The following is a 17,437-nucleotide window of genomic DNA, read 5'->3' as shown; positions in this document are numbered from 1 at the left end:
CCTATTTCAACAGCAGGGGGATAAACAGGGGTTCGCCATGCAGGCGGTAGTCCCGGATCAGCTCCTGCCCCGGTTTGGAACTGACCCACTGGATCAGTTTTTTGGCATCCGCGTAGTTGGTATCAGGATGCTTTGCCGGGTTGACGGCAATCACGCCATAGGGGTTGCTCAGGCGGTTGTCGCCTTCGTTGAGCAGGGCCAGGTCCACCTTGTCCTTGTAGGCGAGCCAGGTGCCGCGGTCGGTCAGGGAGTAACCGTCCAGTTCGCTGGCCATCTGCAGCACCTTGCCCATCCCCTGTCCGGCCTCCACATACCAGTTGCCGGCGGGCTGGATGTTGGCCGCCTGCCAGAGCGCCTTCTCTTTTTTGTGAGTGCCGGAGTCATCGCCCCGGGAGATGAACCGGGACTGGCTGGCCTCGATTTTCGCCATGGCATCAGCGGCCGATGCTACCCCCTTGATACCGGCCGGATCACTGGCCGGTCCGACAATGACAAAATCGTTGTACATGAACTGGACCCGATCGGTGCCGAAGCCGTCGGCAACAAACTTCTCTTCGGCGGCGACCGCATGCACCATCACCACATCCACATCACCGTCCTGGCCCATCTTCAGTGCCTTACCGGTGCCCACAGCTATCACGTGCACCTCGATACCGGTCTGCTTCTGGAAGGCGGGCAGCAGCAGATCCAGCAGTCCGGAGTTCTGGGTACTGGTGGTGGTGGCCATGCGAAGTGGTGCTGCCTGGAGGGCGAATGCCAGTGACCAGAGCAGACATAACGGGAGTAGCAGATGGAGTTTTTTATGCATTGGTATTGATCCTTTTGGTAGGTATGGAAACGAGGCGCTCAGGGCGCCCGTCTTATTGTGGGCGGGATTCCACGGCTGTTGCCGCGACCGCCAATTTTCCGGTTCCGGGGGCCTATCCTCATCCCCCCGTGGCACCGGGCGCGTTTTCAATCCGGCCCTGTGCCCTCCCCGAAGCAGATCAACTTCTCAACGTTATGATTTATAGCACATAACGGAAGAGGCCAACAAAGAACGGCGTAATCCCTGCCGGAACGGCGCTTCCACAGCGCAAAAACAGTCCTCGAAGTACGCTTTCTTATACCCCGTTATGCTCGAAAAAACATAACGAAATAAATAGCTTAGCGTCTATTTTTGGCTCGCTATTCGGTGCGTCTTCTTCTATATTCAGCAAATAACAAAAATGCTGACATAGCTGGATGGATCAACAGGCAGCGTAGGCGTTTCAAATGATTAAACGCGGAACAGAAATATTGAAGATCAGATCGGCTGATTGCGGCACGTGGCGGATTGAGCGGGTGGAACCGATCGGAGTTGATCAGGCCCCGACCGGATCCGCTGACAGGCTCCAATCCCCATGGTCCGTATTGAATCGGGTCAGGCAGGCTTACCCCGCAACATAAAACCCATAACAACCCAGAGGAGACAATGATGCTGAGGTCACTCTACATCTCGCCGGACAAATGCACAGGCTGTCTGCAATGCGAAATGGCCTGCTCCTACGAGCATGAAGGCAATTTCAACCCGGCCAAATCCCGTATCAAGGTGTTCACTTTCCACGCCGAAGGTCGCTTTGTTCCCTACACCTGTACCCAATGTGATGAGGCCTGGTGCATGAGCGCCTGTCCCACCGAGGCGATCACCCTGGATGCAGCCACCGGGGCCAAGATGGTCAACGACGGGCTCTGTGTCGGTTGCAAGGTCTGCACCATCGCCTGTCCGTTCGGCACCATCAACTACAACACGGTGACCGGTAAGGTGATGAAGTGTGATCTGTGCGGCGGTGATCCCGCCTGTGCCAAGGCCTGTCCCACCCAGGCCATTACCTATATCGATGCGGAGAGTACCGGCTACGACAAGATGCGTGCCTGGGCTTCCCGCACCGACACCCAAACCGCCGCACAGGCATAGACAAGGGAGCAGACAACATGGGCTGGCAGAAAAAAATATTGCGTGTGAATTTAACGGAAGGCACCTGCGCCCCCGAACCCCTGAACATGGCGTGGGCGGCGGACTATCTCGGGCAGCGGGGCCTGGGTTCCAAGTACCTGGCGGAGGAGGTGGATCCCAAGGTCGATCCCCTGTCACCGGACAATAAGCTGATCTTCGCCACCGGTCCCCTGACCGGCACCGCCTCATCCACCAGTGCGCGCTACTCGGTCATCACCAAAGGGGCGCTCACCGGCGCCATCGCCTGCTCCAACTCAGGCGGCTATTTCGGCGCTGAGTTGAAGTTTGCCGGTTGGGACATGATCATTTTTGAGGGCCGGGCACCCAAACCGGTCTATCTCTATATCAATGACGATCATGCCGAACTGCTGCCGGCGGATGAGATCTGGGGCAAGAGCGTCTGGGATGCGGACAAGATCCTGCACGCCAAGCACCAGGACCCGCAGCTGAAGATCTCCGCCATCGGCAGGGCCGGCGAGGAGGGCGTCATGTTCGCCTGCATCGTCAATGATCTGCATCGGGCCGCCGGTCGCTCCGGCGTCGGTACCGTGATGGGTTCCAAGAACCTGAAGGCGGTGGCGGTGCGGGGCACCAAGGGGGTCAGTGTGAAGGATCCCGTGCGCTTCATGGAGACGGTGGCCGAGAAAAAGAAGATCCTGGCCGAGAATCCGGTCACCGGACAGGGCCTGCCCACCTACGGCACCCAGGTGCTGATGAACGTGATCAACGAAGTGGGTGCGCTGCCCACCAATAACGCCTCGGCCGTGCAGTTTGATGGCGCCTCGAAAATCTCCGGTGAGGCGATGCATGAACCCCGTGCCAGCGACGGCAAGGCCAACCTGGTGACCAACCAGGCCTGCTTCGGCTGCACCATCGCCTGCGGGCGTGTCGCCCGTATCGACAAAGAGCACTACACGGTGAAAAACCGTCCCGAGTACTGGGGTGCTTCCGGTGGTCTGGAGTACGAGAACGCCTGGTCCCTGGGTGCCGATTGTGGCGTGGATGACCTGGATGCACTCACCTTCGCCAACTATATCTGTAATGAGCAGGGCTTCGATCCCATCACCTTCGGCGCCACCATGGCGGCAGCCATGGAGCTGTACGAGATGGGAGTGATCACCGATGAGGATACCGGTGGCGTGAAGCTGAACTTCGGCTCCGCTGAGGCACTGACCACCATGGCAGAACTGGTGGGCAAGGGCGAAGGCTTTGGCAAGATCCTGGGTCTCGGCTCCAAGCGGCTATGTGAAAAATACGGTCATCCTGAGCTCTCCATGAGCGTCAAGGGACAGGAGTTCCCGGCCTACGATCCGCGCGGCATCCAGGGTATGGGTCTCACCTATGCCACCAGTAACCGGGGCGCCTGTCACCTGCGCAGCTACACCGTGGCGTCGGAGATTCTGGGCATTCCGGAGAAGACCGATCCACTGGTGACGGAAGGCAAGGCGGGTCTGGTCAAGGCGTTCCAGGATGCCACCGCGGCGGTGGACTCCAGCGGACTCTGTGTGTTCACCACCTTTGCCTGGACCCTGGAGGATTTCTATCCCCAGATCGATGCCGCCTGTGAGGGTGAGTGGACCCTGGAGCGGCTGGCCGAGACCGGTGAACGTATCTGGAATCTGGAGCGGCAGTTCAACATGGCCGCCGGCTTTACCGCCAAGGATGACACGCTGCCGAAACGGCTGCTGACGGAACCGGCCACCACCGGCCCGGCCGCCGGTAAGGTGAGTGGTCTGGCCAAGATGTTACCCGAGTATTACGAACTGCGCGGCTGGAGCAAGGAAGGGGTGCCGACACCGGACACCCTGCGTGGTCTCGGGCTCTCGTAATTGGCAGGGGGAAGTGGGGGAGAGCAGCGGAGACTGCTCTCCTCTTACTTTTCTTTGAGGAGAACAAATCCATGCGATACGTGGTAATCGGTGCGGGACCGGCGGGTGTGACCGCCGTTGAAACCCTACGAAAACAGGATTCCAGAGCGGAATTGATCCTGATCGGTGAAGAGCCGGAACCGGCCTACTCCCGGATGGCCATTCCCTACTATCTGGCGGGAAAGATCCAGGAGCAGGGCACCTATCTGCGCCATGATCCCGATCACCTGGATCGTCTGGGGGTTCGCCAGATCCGGCAACGGGTAACGGCGGTGGACAGCGCGACCAGGCAGGTAAAACTGGCCAATGGTGAAACGGTCAGCTTTGACCGGTTGCTGCTGGCCACCGGTTCCGATCCGGTGAAACCGCCTATCGATGGGCTGGATCAGCCTGGAGTTCACCACTGCTGGACCCTGGAAGATGCGCGCAACATTGCGCAATACGCCCAGCCCGGCTCCCGCGTGGTACTGATGGGGGCCGGCTTCATCGGCTGCATCATCATGGAGGCGCTGGCGGAACGGGGTGTTGACCTGACCGTGGTGGAGATGGGCGACCGCATGGTGCCCCGGATGATGGATCAGGAGTCCGGTAACCTGATCAAGCAGTGGTGTCTCAAGCAGGGGGTCAAGGTGCACACTTCGACCCGGGTGACGGGGGTGCAGGCAAACAGCAACGGCAATGCCCGCTTTACCCTGCAGTGTGATCCGGTGGATCCGATCGATGCCGACCTGGTGGTGGTGGCGACCGGGGTCAAACCGGCGGTGGATTACCTGCGGGACAGTGGTATCGAGCTGGGTCAGGGTGTGGTGGTCAACCAGCAGATGGAGTCCTCGGTGCCCGGTATCTATGCCGCCGGTGACAGCTGCGAGGGGATCGACTGGGGCAGTGGGGGTAAACACGCGGTACACGCCATTCAGCCGGTGGCGGCGGAGACCGCCCGTATCGCCGCGCTCAACATGTGTGGACAGGTGACCCCCTATGCCGGCAGCATGGCGATGAATGTACTGGATACCCTGGGACTGATCTCGGTCTCCTATGGTCAGTGGATGGGGGTTCCCGGTGGTGACCATGTGCATCGAATGGACAGTGCCGAGTACCGATATATCCGGCTACAGTTCAGCGAGGATCGGCTGGTCGGAGCCATCACCCTGGGTATGACCCAGCATGTGGGCGTGCTGCGTGGCCTGATTCAGAGCCGGGTCAGGCTGGGCAAATGGAAGCAGCACCTGATGGAAGATCCCACGCGCATCATGGAGGCCTACCTGGGCGCTACCCAACTGACCCAGGGCTAATGGGTGGGCAACGGCTTGAGCCACGATAATCAGCTTATGAGAGTAATTTTTAAACTGTACGCCTCGCTGGGGCAGTATCTGCCAGCCGAAGCGGAAGATCACCAGGTCGCCCTGAAAGTGGCGGAAGGCACCAGCCCGGCGCAGCTGCTGGAACAGCAGGGTGTGCCGCAGGCGGAAGTGCATCTGGTGCTGGTCAACGGGGTGTTTATTCCCCCCGGCCAGCGCAACCAGCCCCTGACCGAGGGTGATGAGCTGGCGGTCTGGCCAGCGGTTGCCGGTGGTTAGTGGCTGCCGGTTGGTTGCTGGTCGGGTAGGGCGGCATGGGTAAAACCGTTCCCGTGCACTTGCGTCGTGACATGGGGCTGACCCTGGCCGACTTTACCCGCTCACTGCCCGGTGCCATCGAACCCCTGACCTATCGGACGGAAGGACGGGTGTTCACCATTGAGCATCCGGCCGGGTCCATCGTCATCACACTGGGCGAGACCGGCGAACGGCGTATCGCCTCCCTGAGTCTGCCGGTGACCCCGGTGGAGTTTCAGTTTAACGGACTGGATGAGACGGATCGGCAGCGTTTCATGGACCGTTTTGACCGCTATTTCCAGCGTGGCGGGGGTTAAACAACCTACAGGTAGGGTGGGCACCAATGACCTGCCCACCCTTCCGGGTCGATGACGGTTCAGCCGGTTTGCCCGGCCGGGCTGAAAGAAAATTCACAGCGAGGTTGACCCCTGTTCGGCAGACCCGGATAATCCCCACCTCGATGCCGCCTCCCCCTGGTGGTGGCTTCAATCAGGTTATGGTGGTCCGTATCGGTCCCCTCGCAACGAAAAGCTGTGAACCCGGTCAGGCCCGGAAGGGAGCAGCCGCAGCAGTGGACTCGTGTGCCGGGGTGTGGCTGGTACGGGCCGCCTCCATAAACCATGCAGGCTGGGTGCGACTTGCCGCGTCAAGCCGCTCGCCCGCATCGCCATCCCGGCGCGGGTGCATACCGCGCACCGACCCTGCCAGGCTGATCCGCTGACAGGTCTCCAAAACGCCAAACCGGATGTGAATACGGTCGATCATTGAGGTACACTTCCCGCTCCGGTTAACAGCAACAGAGTAGAGCTCGCAGGGAATCCATGTCATATCAGGTGCTAGCCCGTAAGTGGCGTCCGCGGATATTCAGTGAACTGGTGGGGCAGGCCCATGTCGTGCGGGCGCTCAGTAACGCCCTGGACAACAACCGGTTGCACCACGCCTACCTGTTTACCGGCACCCGGGGGGTGGGCAAGACCACTCTGGCGCGTATCTTTGCCAAATCCCTCAATTGCGAACACGGCGTCGGCTCCACCCCCTGCGGGCAGTGCAGTATCTGCAAGGAGATCGACGAGGGGCGCTTCGTGGATCTGCTGGAGGTGGATGCCGCTTCCCGCACCAAGGTTGACCAGACCCGGGAACTGCTGGAGAACGTCCCCTACGCCCCGGTCAGAGGCCGCTACAAGGTCTACCTGATCGACGAGGTGCACATGTTCTCCGACAGCAGCTTCAACGCCCTGCTGAAGACCCTGGAGGAGCCGCCGCCCCATGTGAAGTTTCTGCTCGCCACCACCGACCCCCAGAAGGTGCCGGTGACGGTGCTGTCCCGCTGTCTGCAGTTCAATCTGAAACGGTTACCGATAGACCAGATTCAGGGCTACCTGAAGGAGCTGCTCGACCGGGAAGGTATCCAGTATGAAGAGCGGGCCCTGCTGCTGCTGGCCAAGGGAGCCGATGGCAGCATGCGGGATGCCCTGAGTTTGATGGACCAGGCGATCGCTTTCGGTGCCGGCAAGGTGCTGGAAGGGGACGTACAGTCGATGCTGGGCAGTATTGCCCAGGACCGGGTGCATGATCTACTGGACGCCCTGGCCGATCTGGATGCCAACCGGGTAATGAGTCTGGTCAATGAACTGGCCGAGATGGCGCCGGATTTTGCCGGCGTGTTGCAGGATCTGCTCTCACTGTTGCACCGGGTTGCCCTGGTGCAGGCGGTACCGGATGCCATTGATAACAGCGCCGGCGATCAGGAGCAGGTGATCGGGCTGGCCAACAGGCTCTCCCCCGGTGACGTGCAGCTCTTCTACCAGATCGGACTGGTGGGGCAGCGGGATCTGCCGCTGGCACCCGATCCCCGCGCCGGGTTTGAAATGGTGCTGTTGCGCATGCTGGCATTCCGACCCCAGGGTGTGGGGGAGAGTGCCCCGGCCAGTCAGCCAGCACAGACCGGGTCGGATAAAAAAAAACGCTCTGAAAAGGCTCCGCGAGTCCCTGTAAGTGAAACCCTGAAGGCGGTACTTCAGGGTGACGCTGGACGTGGGGCGAAACCGGAACAAGCGGCCGCCGGAGAAGCGACGCCGGCACCAGCAAGTCGGCCGCAGGAACAGCCGCCGGAGCCGGAATCAACGACAGCGGCAGCGGTGCAACCGGCAGCGCCCCCCGCTGACAGTGGCGAAACGGCGATCGAATTTCGTCACTGGCACCAGGTGGTTGAACGGCTCTCCCTGGGCGGGATCGCCAAACAGTTGGCCAATAATTGCGTCTATGATTACTGGGATGGCGTGACGCTCAGCCTGAAACTGGATCAGGCCCATCAACATATGCTGGTGGGCAGTGCTGAACAGCGGTTGCAGGTGGCGTTGCAGCAGTTCCTGGGCCGCGAACTGCGGCTGAAAATTTCACCTGATACGGTGCAGGCGGCGACACCGGCCAAACTCCAGGCACAGGCAGTTGCTGATCGGCAGCGGGCCGCAGAGGTGGCGATCCAGGAAGATCCCATGGTGCTGGCACTGGAAGCCAGGTTCGGAGCCAGGGTGATTGAAGGCTCGGTTCGCCCGGTGGATGAATAATCCCTATTTTTGAAAACTGAGAGGTATACCTGAATGAAAGGCGGTTTAGGCAACATCATGAAACAGGCCCAGAAGATGCAGGCCGATCTCCAGAAGGCGCAGGAGCAGCTGGCCAAGGAGGAGGTGACCGGCGAGTCCGGTGGCGGTCTGGTCAAGGTGGTACTCAATGGCAAACACGAAGTGCGGCGGGTCTCCATCGACGACTCCCTGGTCGGCGACGACAAGGAGATGCTGGAAGACCTGGTGGCAGCGGCCATGAACGACGCGGTACACAAGGTGGCCGAAAAGACCCAGAACAGCATGAGCGATCTGACGGCCGGTATCGGTCTGCCACCCGGCTTCAAACTGCCGTTTTAGGATCTGCTGGCACCATGACCAATCGTCCACTGCTGGAAGAGTTGATGGAGGCCCTGCGCTGCCTGCCCGGTGTGGGACCGAAATCGGCCCAGCGCATGGCCTTCTATCTGCTGGAACGAGACCGGGAAGGCGGTCGTCAGCTGTCCCGCGTGCTGGGTGAGTCGATGGAGCGTATCGGCCACTGCAGCCGCTGCCGTACCCTCAGCGAGACCGACATCTGCAGCCTGTGCAGCAATCCCCGCCGGGATGACGGGCAGATCTGCGTGGTGGAGACCCCGTCCGAAGTGGTGGCGATTGAGCAGGCCACCGACTATCGCGGACGCTATTTCGTGCTGGGTGGTCACCTCTCTCCGCTGGATGGTATCGGACCCCGGGAGATCGGCCTGGATCTGTTTGAGCGCCGCTTGGCGGAGGGCAATATTCAGGAGCTGATCCTGGCGACCAACCCCACCGTGGAGGGGGAGGCGACGGCCCACTACATCGGCGAAATGGCCCGGGCCAGAGGGGTACGGGTCACCCGTATTGCCCATGGCGTACCCCTGGGCGGAGATCTGGAGTATGTGGATGGTGGCACGCTCTCCCACGCCTTTAGCGGCCGACGGGAATTTTGACGCCACCCGTTTGAGGATGTAAAACGATCAGTAAGGAGGGAAGCGCGTGACCCCAATCGACTGGAGATTACTGACAGACCCCTTCGGCCGTCCGGCCCATAGCGGGCGCTGCTGACGAGTTCACCCGTGGTCAACTCCATCGGCAGCAACTTCTTTGATCCTGGCATCGCCCGGGCACTGGCTCCGGCCCAACCGGCCAGCGCGGCTGAGGAGTCACTGCATCGTCACGACCAGCCGGTGACTGCACGGGCCGTCGTAGCGGTGGGGGAGCCCCGTATCGGTCTGGAGAATCGCGCCGGCCTGCTATACCAGCACAACCTTGCTGATGACGGCATCAATGCCAAAACCCGTCAGGCACTGCGTGCCTACCGCACCCTGGAGGATGCGGAGGAGCGGGAGCAGGTGAGCCGCATGCTGGGCGTGGATGAGTACGCCTGACCCAACTTGCTGCCGTATCCCCGTACCCGCTTTACCGACTGTTCCCGTAATCCCGGGGACAGTTGCGGGCCAAACCTCCCCCTGTTGCCATCTTTTTCCCCACTCATAAAACTGGTCTGAAGCGTGATCTGCTGGTCAACCGGTCCGGTTTCTGCCGCTGCAGAACGGCTGCGGTCTGGGCAGGGCTTAAGCCGATAGAGAGTGTTATTATGGGGGCGTCCCAAGAGGCGCCCGCTGTTTCCCGGCTATTGCTGGATAAAGGGTTGGCTCTGCGCTACGTTTAAACTTAGTGGAAACAATAAAAAACAACTTTGGGTCACTGTAAATAACGATCGCATTACTCTGTCCATTGCACTGGAAAAGAAGGCAAATGACCATCCATAAAGGGAATACCCTGCTGCAACAAATGCTGGATAACCTGGCCAGCTATTCCGACGCCAGATTCAATAAACAGGACCGCGCCCAGATCGAGCAACTGCTCGGTTTTTATTATCGCCATATCCCGGTGTCTGACCTGGAGTCGACCCCCATTGCCGATCTGGTGGGTGCAGTGATCGCCCATTGGCAGTTGTTGAAGGAACGGAACCGGGATGGACCCACGGTGCGGGTCTACAACCCGCGATTTGAACAGCACGGCTGGCAGTCGCCCCACACCATTATCGAGATAGTCACCGTCGATCGGGTGTTTCTGGTGGATTCCCTCTCCATGGGGCTGAACCGGATGGGGCTAACTATCCATCTCACCATCCATCCACTTGTCCGCACCGTGCGGGATGATGCCGGTGAGTTGCGTGAAATCAAGCCGCTGAGCAAAGAGGGTGGCGAAGTGGAATCGCTGATCCACTTCCAGGTGGATAAGCAGGTCGCACCCGAAGTGCTTCAGGCGATTGAGAAAATGATTCGGAATGTGATTCGGGATGTGACCTACGCCAATGCCGACTGGCTGCCCATGAAGGAGCGTACCGAGACGATACGTGAAATTCTCGACACCGCCACACTGCCGGTCGATGTAACCGAGCAAGCGGAGCTGAGTGCCTTTCTGAAGTGGATCAGTGATGACCACTTTACCTTCCTGGCCTATTGTGAGTTCGATCTGCAGGAGGTGGATGGAACTGCCACGCTACGGCTTGATAAGGCGTCCCAGTTGGGGCTGTTCCGGGAGTCCTGCCTGAACGAACAGGAGGCGGGCAAGGTGATCCCGGTGGATGGCGAGGCCTACATGGCGACCCAGGATTTCCTGGTGGTGACAAAGTCCAATATCCGCTCCACGGTGCACCGGCCGGCCTATATGGATTTTATCGGTATCAAGCGCCATGACAGGGAGGGCAGGGTAAACGGTCTCTACTGCCTGCTGGGCCTGTTTACCTCGGTGGCCTACAACAGCCAACCCAAGGATATTCCGCTGCTGCGCCAGAAAACCCGCGAGGTGATCAACCGCTCCGGGCTCTCCCGCTACAGCCACTCCGGCAAGGCGCTGGAAAATATCCTCACCACCCTGCCCCGGGACGCCCTGTTCCAGACTTCGGTGGATGATCTGGAAGAGCTCGCCATGGGCATTCTCGGTCTGCAGGAGCGACAGCGTACCCGCCTGTTTGTTACCCGGGATCTGTTCAGACGCTTCTACTCCTGTCTGATCTATCTGCCCAAGGAGCGTCACTCGCGGGAGCTCCGGTTGCGTATCCAGAAAGTGTTGATGACGGCCATGGATGGCACCGAAGTGGAGTTCAGCACCCTGTTCACGGAATCGACCCTGGCCCGTATCCACATGATCATCCACACCTCGCCCAGCAGTGAGATGGAGTGCTCTCTGGAAGAGCTGGAGGCGATGGTGGTCAATGCCACCACCACCTGGCACGATGAACTCCGTGTCGCTCTGATCGAGCAGTATGGAGAGGAGCGGGGTGCCAAATACAATAAGCGTTACGCCAACGCCTTCCCGAGTGGTTTCCGGGAAGACTACTACCCACGTACGGCGGCGACAGACGTGGCCCGGATCGAACAGGCGCGCCAGAGCGGTCATCTGGATCTCAGTTTTTACCGGCCCATTCTGGAGTCCTCCAAGTACGTCCATTGCCGGCTCTACTCGGCGGACAACCCGGTGCCCCTGTCAAACGTCATACCGATCCTGGAGCACATGGGACTGACGGTCTTTGGTGAACGGCCTTACCGGGTTCGTCACCCCAGCGGACCGGTGTGGATTCACGACTTCTCCATGAAGTACTCCAGTGGTCAGGATGAGTTCAGTGACGAGATCAGCCAGCTGTTCCATGAAGCGTTCCTCAAAGTGTGGGAAGGTGAGGTGGAGAACGACGGCTTCAACCAGCTGGTTCTGGGCGCCGGACTGAACTGGAAAGAGGTGGTGCTGCTGCGCGCCTATGCCCGCTATTTCAAGCAGATCAAGTTCCCGTTCAGCCGCTCCTACATTATCGACAGCCTGACCCGCAATACCGAGATCACCCGTTTGCTGGTGGAGCTGTTCACGGTCAAGTTCAATCCGCGCCGCAAGGCAAAAAACCGCCAGTTGGACGCCATTCTGCAGAAGATCGAAACCCTGCTGGAATCGGTTGCCAGTCTGGATCAGGACCGCATTCTGCGCAGTTACGTGAATATCATCCAGGCCACCCTGCGTACCAATTTTTACCAGCAGGATGCCGACGGCAACAGTAAATCCTATATCTCATTCAAGGTGGACCCGCGCCAGGTGGGGGGCATGCCGCTGCCCATGCCCATGTTTGAGATCTTTGTCTTCTCTGCCCGCATGGAAGGTGTACACCTGCGCGGCGGCAAAGTGGCCCGTGGCGGTCTGCGCTGGTCCGACCGCATGGAGGATTTCCGTACCGAAGTGCTGGGCCTGATGAAGGCGCAGATGGTGAAAAACACGGTGATCGTGCCGGTCGGTTCCAAGGGCGGATTCATTGTCAAGCGCCCCCTGGACGGGCTGGCCCGGGAAGCGATGATGGAGGAAGTGGTGTACTGTTATCGCACCCTGCTCCAGGGCATGCTGGATATCACCGACAACCTGAAAGATGGAGCCGTGGTACCGCCGGTCGATGTGGTGCGCTACGACGAGGATGATCCCTACCTGGTGGTGGCGGCGGACAAGGGCACCGCCAGTTTCTCCGATATCGCCAACGGCGTGGCGGCGTCTTACGGCTACTGGCTGGGTGATGCCTTCGCCTCCGGTGGTTCAGTCGGTTACGACCATAAGAAAATGGGTATCACTGCCCGGGGTGCCTGGGAGTCGGTGAAGCGTAATTTCCGCGAACTGGGTATTGATATCCAGAGCACCGATTTCCGGGTGCTCGGTATCGGCGACATGTCAGGCGACGTATTCGGTAACGGCATGCTGCTCTCCCGCCATATCAAGCTGGTGGCGGCATTCAACCATCTGCACATCTTCCTGGATCCCGATCCCGATCCGGAAGTGTCGTTCAAGGAGCGGAAGCGGCTGTTCAAACTGCCCCGTTCCAACTGGACTGACTACGATAAAAAGCTCATCTCGAAAGGGGGCGGGGTCTACTCCCGCAGCGCCAAGTCCATCACCCTGACGGACGAGGTGAAGGCGATGACCGGCGCCAAGGTGGACCGGATGACCCCAACCGAACTGATCAACCTGTTGCTCAAGTCCCCGGTCGATCTGATCTGGAACGGCGGCATCGGCACCTATATCAAATCGGAACTGGAGAGCCATGAGGATGTGGGTGACAAGGCCAACGACGGCTTGCGGGTGAACGGTAATGAGTTGCGCTGCAAGGTGGTGGGCGAGGGCGGCAACCTGGGTGTCACCCAGCTGGGCCGGATCGAGTTCGCCTCCAAGGGTGGTCTGATCTATACCGACGCCATTGATAACTCCGCCGGGGTGGATTGTTCCGACCACGAAGTCAATATCAAGATCCTGCTGGGCCAGATCGTTGCCAACGGCGACATGACTGAAAAGCAGCGTAACAAGCTGCTGGCGGAGATGACCGATGAAGTGGCCCGGCTGGTGCTGATGGACAACTATGCCCAGACCCAGTCGATCAGCATGATCGTCTCCAATGCGGCTGACCGGCTCAATGAACAGGCGCGCTTTATTGACTATCTGGAGACCGAAGGGCGGCTGAACCGGGAGCTGGAGTTCCTCCCCAGCAAGAAAGTGATTGCCGAGCGCAAGGCGGCCAAGCAGGGTCTCACCAAGCCGGAGGTGGCGGTGCTGCTGGCCTACAGCAAAATGACCTATTTCGAGGCCCTGATCCACTCCGACATACCGGATGATCCGTTTCTGGAAACCGAGTTGATGGAGTATTTCCCCAAGGTACTGGGGGAGCGTTTCAGCAAGGAGATGAAAGCGCACCAGCTGAAACGGGAGATCATCTCCACCCACCTGACCAACAGCATCGTGGAGAAGATCGGCCCGGGCTTCGGTTATCGCATGCGGGAAGAGATGGGGGCCAATATCGCCGGTGTGACCCGGGCCTACCTGGCGGCCAGCAAGATCTTCTCCATTGACGACCTATGGCGCTCCATCGAGGCACTGGATAACCAGGTGGCCGCTTCAGTGCAGATGGAGATGATGCGCATGATCGCCCACCTGATCGAGCAGAGCGTAGTCTGGATCCTGCGTGCCCGGCATGACCGGGTAGTGGTACGGGACCTGGTGGATTACTTCCAGGATGGTGTGCAGGAGTTGATCGAGCTGATGCCAAAACCGTTGGCCGCCAAGGATCGGCTGGTACTCAATCGCCAGATCAAGTACTACCTGAACGCTGGTGTTCCACGGGAAGTGGCGCAACAGGTGAGTCGGATCGTGATGCTGTCCGCCGCCATGGACCTGGTGGAAGTGGCCAAGCTGCGTGGTCAGAAGATCCAGACCGTCGGTTCAGTTTACTACAACCTCGGTTCCACGCTGGAGTTCCACTGGGTGCGGGAGCAGATCTCAAAACTGGCCGAGCAGACCCACTGGCACAGCATGGCCAAGACCCGCCTGATCGATACCCTGAACAAGCATCAGCGGGATCTCACCTCCCAGATACTGGTCAGTGTGAAGAAGCAGAAAAGCGCGCGGAAGATGATCGAGCAGTGGGCTGAGCAGTACCACTTTGCCTATGATCGGCACCTGAAGACAATCGCCGACCTGAAGGCGCGCACTTCGGTGGATTTTGCCATGATGTCAGTGGTGGTGGCCGGAGTGGGCGGATTGCTGAAATCAGAAGTCTGAACTGTGTTGGAAAAAGGTGCAGGATGCCGGCGTCAACCGACTCCGGCACCCTGCACCGTTATCAAATTGTGAAGTTTCCGTGATCCGCTCTGGATCTCTCCCCTGTCTAATAGCTCCATGCCAGCGTTGGTCATCTCAAATGATCAGGTATGGCTGACGATTTGCCCCAGGGCAAACATCCAACCGAAGGGAGAACGATCATGTCTAAAAAAACCACAATGCTGAAAACCTGTTCCATGGCCCTGCTGTTATCCGCTACCGGTGCGGCGGTTGCCGGCAATATGGTGACCGACAGTGCCGGACATCCGGTCATGGGTGTCTCGCAACCCATGATGGCCGACAAGATGGACCAGAAACCGATGATGCATGACAAGATGGATAAGATGGATAAGATGGACAAAAAGCCGATGATGGATCACAAGATGGACAGCATGGACAAGAAACCCATGATGGACGACAAGATGAAAAAGTAACCGGGAGGTTGGGTTCACCCGCAGGGTGTGACCCAACAAATTCCACCACTGCCCGGCAGGCCCGACCAGCCGCAGGCGTAAAGCAACAGAAAACCGAACAGCCGCGATCCATTGGTCAGCCAACAACACGCCATGTATCATATCCCCAATGTAAGCGGCGGAGTGAGAGCCACCCATGACCCATCAGGTGCTGATCGTCGAGGATGACCCGGATATCGCCCGTCTGGTGCAACTGCATCTGAACGATATCGACTGCCGGGCAGATATCATCGGCGATGGCAATGCGGCTGTGACGGCTTTTCATAAAGGCCATTACGACCTGGTGGTGCTGGACCTGATGCTGCCGGGCCTGGATGGTCTGGCTGTCTGCCGTGAAATTCGTAACGCGGAAGGCTATGTGCCGATTCTCATGCTCACGGCCAAATCCTCCGAACTGGATCGGGTGGTGGGGCTGGAGATGGGCGCCGACGACTATCTCACCAAGCCGTTCAGCGTGCTGGAGTTGCTGGCCCGCATCAAGGCGCTGTTTCGCCGCACGGAAGCGCTCTCGGCAGCCAAAAAGCAGCAACCGGCACAGGCGATCATCGACCGGGGTGATATTGTCATCGACGTGACCCGTCACCAGGTGCGGGTGCGGGGTGAGCCGGTGGAGCTGACCGCCCGGGAGTTTGATCTGTTGCTGCACTTCGCCAGTAACCCCGGCTCTGTCTACTCCCGTATCCAGCTGCTGGATTCGGTCTGGGGCTATAACCACGAAGGCTACGAGCATACCGTCAACACCCACATCAACCGGCTGCGCACCAAGATCGAGGCGGACCCGGCCAACCCCCAATACATCCTGACCGTCTGGGGTGTGGGCTATAAGTTCGCCGAGACATGCTGAGGACACTCTACGCAAAACTGGCGGTCGGACTGGTGCTGCTGTTCGTCACCATCGGCCTGCTGTACGCGCTCATCAGCACCACCGCCACCAAATACTATCTGCAAGAGGTCAATCAATCCTTCAACAAGGGACTGGCCCGCAACCTGGTGGCGGATCGTAACCTGGTGGAGGAGGGGCGACTCAACCAGGAGGCGCTGAAAGAGACGTTCCGCCAATACATGGTGATCAATCCCAGTATCGAGATCTACCTGCTGGACCTGGAGGGCAAGATACTCTCCTACTCGGCCGATCCCGGCAAGGTGAAGCGCAACCATGTCTCCCTGGGGCCGATCAGCGCCTTTCTGGAGGGATCGGAAGAGTATCCGCTGCTGGGGGATGATCCCCGCAGCCATGACGGCCAAAAGGCCTTCTCCGTCACGCCTGTTCCCACCTCGGCGCACCCGGAAGGTTATCTCTACGTGGTGCTGCGGGGTGAGGAGTTTGACTCGGTGGACAAGATGGTGCGGGAGAGCTACTTCCTGCGCCTCAGCGGCTGGGCAGTGGTGGTCAGCCTGGGGCTTGGTCTGCTGGTGGGACTGATCGTATTACGCCTGCTGACCCGTCGGCTGCATCGCCTGTCCAGCCTGATGGCAAGCTTTCACCAGAGCAATTTCAACTCCCATCAACCCTACCTGCTGGAACAGAAACAGCCCAGTGACGAGGTGGACCGGCTCGGTCTCACCTTTGACCAGATGGCAGAACATATTCAGCAACAGCTGGAGCAACTCAAGGAGCAGGACAGCCTGCGGCGCAAACTGGTGGCGCAGGTCTCCCACGACCTGCGCACCCCGCTCGCCTCCATGCTGGGCTACCTGGAGTCGCTGGAGCTGAAAGGGGAGACCATGGCGAAAACCGAGCGGCAGGAGTACACCGCCATCGCCCTGCGCCAGGCGCGCCGCCTCTCCCGGCAGGTGGCCGAACTGTTTGAACTGGCCAGCCTGGATGCCCGGGAAACCCAACCCCACTGCGAGCCCTTTGCTGCTGCCGAACTGGTCCAGGACGTAGTGCAGAAGTACCAGCTGCGTGCCGAACAGCAACAGATCCAGCTCACCATGAATCCCCCCCCGGCGTTACCGTTTGTCTATGCCGATATCGGCCTGACCGAGCGGGTGCTGGAAAACCTGATTGAAAACGCCTTCACCCACACCGGTGAAGGGGGCCGTATCGAGCTTGACCTGAGCGTCGAACAAAACGGCGTCGCCATCGCTGTGAAAGACACCGGCTGCGGTATCAGCCCCGAAGAGCTGCCTCACATCTTCGATCCCTTCTACCAGTCCGCCAAAAAGCGTGTATCCGGCCAGCACGCCGGCCTGGGCCTGGCTATCGCCAAGCGTATCGTTACCCTGCAACAGGGTGAGATCCGCGTGGACTCCACACCGGATAACGGCTCTATCTTCCGCTTCATACTGCCCCTGGTGCAGGGCTGATTACTGC

General features: G+C 59.6%; 14 protein-coding genes and 1 other RNA gene. 14 read left to right on the top strand and 1 reads right to left on the bottom strand.

What is annotated here, in order from left to right:
- Position 1: 1 nt before the first annotated feature.
- Positions 2–808 (bottom strand): ABC transporter substrate-binding protein, encoded by an 807-nt coding sequence (locus AAY24_RS06515; protein ID WP_046859000.1) that lies wholly within the window; start codon positions 806–808, stop codon positions 2–4.
- Between the two features lie 645 nt (positions 809–1,453).
- Here AAY24_RS06515 and AAY24_RS06510 point away from each other — a divergent pair.
- From AAY24_RS06510 to AAY24_RS06445, 14 genes are all read left to right on the top strand, one after another.
- Positions 1,454–1,936: a 4Fe-4S dicluster domain-containing protein gene (locus AAY24_RS06510; protein ID WP_335337217.1), complete on the top strand. Its 483-nt coding sequence runs from the start codon at positions 1,454–1,456 to the stop codon at positions 1,934–1,936.
- 17 nt (positions 1,937–1,953) lie between these two features.
- On the top strand, positions 1,954–3,804 hold the full coding sequence (locus tag AAY24_RS06505) for an aldehyde ferredoxin oxidoreductase family protein (RefSeq protein WP_046858998.1): 1,851 nt from the start codon (positions 1,954–1,956) through the stop codon (positions 3,802–3,804).
- A gap of 71 nt (positions 3,805–3,875) precedes the next feature.
- A complete protein-coding gene (locus tag AAY24_RS06500) occupies positions 3,876–5,135 on the top strand; it encodes an NAD(P)/FAD-dependent oxidoreductase (RefSeq protein WP_046858997.1) in 1,260 nt (419 codons plus the stop codon).
- 36 nt (positions 5,136–5,171) lie between these two features.
- Entirely contained in the window at positions 5,172–5,420 is a 249-nt protein-coding gene (thiS, locus tag AAY24_RS06495; RefSeq protein ID WP_046861075.1) for a sulfur carrier protein ThiS, read from the top strand.
- A 35-nt stretch (positions 5,421–5,455) separates the two neighbouring features.
- Positions 5,456–5,755: a hypothetical protein gene (locus tag AAY24_RS06490; protein ID WP_052761103.1), complete on the top strand. Its 300-nt coding sequence runs from the start codon at positions 5,456–5,458 to the stop codon at positions 5,753–5,755.
- Between the two features lie 190 nt (positions 5,756–5,945).
- Positions 5,946–6,042: signal recognition particle sRNA small type (gene ffs, locus AAY24_RS18755), an RNA gene on the top strand.
- Between the two features lie 217 nt (positions 6,043–6,259).
- Positions 6,260–8,005 carry a DNA polymerase III subunit gamma/tau gene (gene dnaX / locus AAY24_RS06480; RefSeq protein ID WP_046858995.1) on the top strand — a complete coding sequence of 582 codons (1,746 nt, stop codon included), beginning with the start codon at positions 6,260–6,262 and terminating at the stop codon, positions 8,003–8,005.
- A gap of 33 nt (positions 8,006–8,038) precedes the next feature.
- Positions 8,039–8,362 carry a YbaB/EbfC family nucleoid-associated protein gene (locus AAY24_RS06475; RefSeq protein ID WP_046858994.1) on the top strand — a complete coding sequence of 108 codons (324 nt, stop codon included), beginning with the start codon at positions 8,039–8,041 and terminating at the stop codon, positions 8,360–8,362.
- A 14-nt stretch (positions 8,363–8,376) separates the two neighbouring features.
- Entirely contained in the window at positions 8,377–8,973 is a 597-nt protein-coding gene (gene recR / locus AAY24_RS06470) for a recombination mediator RecR (RefSeq protein ID WP_046858993.1), read from the top strand.
- A gap of 126 nt (positions 8,974–9,099) precedes the next feature.
- Entirely contained in the window at positions 9,100–9,411 is a 312-nt protein-coding gene (locus AAY24_RS06465; RefSeq protein WP_046858992.1) for a hypothetical protein, read from the top strand.
- A gap of 370 nt (positions 9,412–9,781) precedes the next feature.
- Complete coding sequence (locus AAY24_RS06460) at positions 9,782–14,608, top strand: NAD-glutamate dehydrogenase (protein ID WP_046858991.1); 4,827 nt, start codon at positions 9,782–9,784, stop codon at positions 14,606–14,608.
- A gap of 200 nt (positions 14,609–14,808) precedes the next feature.
- Complete coding sequence (locus tag AAY24_RS06455) at positions 14,809–15,081, top strand: hypothetical protein (protein ID WP_199930509.1); 273 nt, start codon at positions 14,809–14,811, stop codon at positions 15,079–15,081.
- 175 nt (positions 15,082–15,256) lie between these two features.
- Complete coding sequence (locus AAY24_RS06450; protein ID WP_046858989.1) at positions 15,257–15,964, top strand: response regulator transcription factor; 708 nt, start codon at positions 15,257–15,259, stop codon at positions 15,962–15,964.
- Positions 15,958–17,430 carry a sensor histidine kinase gene (locus tag AAY24_RS06445; protein WP_046858988.1) on the top strand — a complete coding sequence of 491 codons (1,473 nt, stop codon included), beginning with the start codon at positions 15,958–15,960 and terminating at the stop codon, positions 17,428–17,430. The genes AAY24_RS06450 and AAY24_RS06445 overlap by 7 nt, the downstream gene beginning before the upstream one ends.
- Positions 17,431–17,437 lie beyond the last annotated feature (7 nt).

This window comes from Sedimenticola thiotaurini, from assembly GCF_001007875.1.
GTDB classification, from domain to species: domain Bacteria; phylum Pseudomonadota; class Gammaproteobacteria; order Chromatiales; family Chromatiaceae; genus Sedimenticola; species Sedimenticola thiotaurini.
The sequence above is the reverse complement of the archived record's forward strand: the minus strand, read 5'-3'. Positions and strand labels throughout refer to the sequence as shown.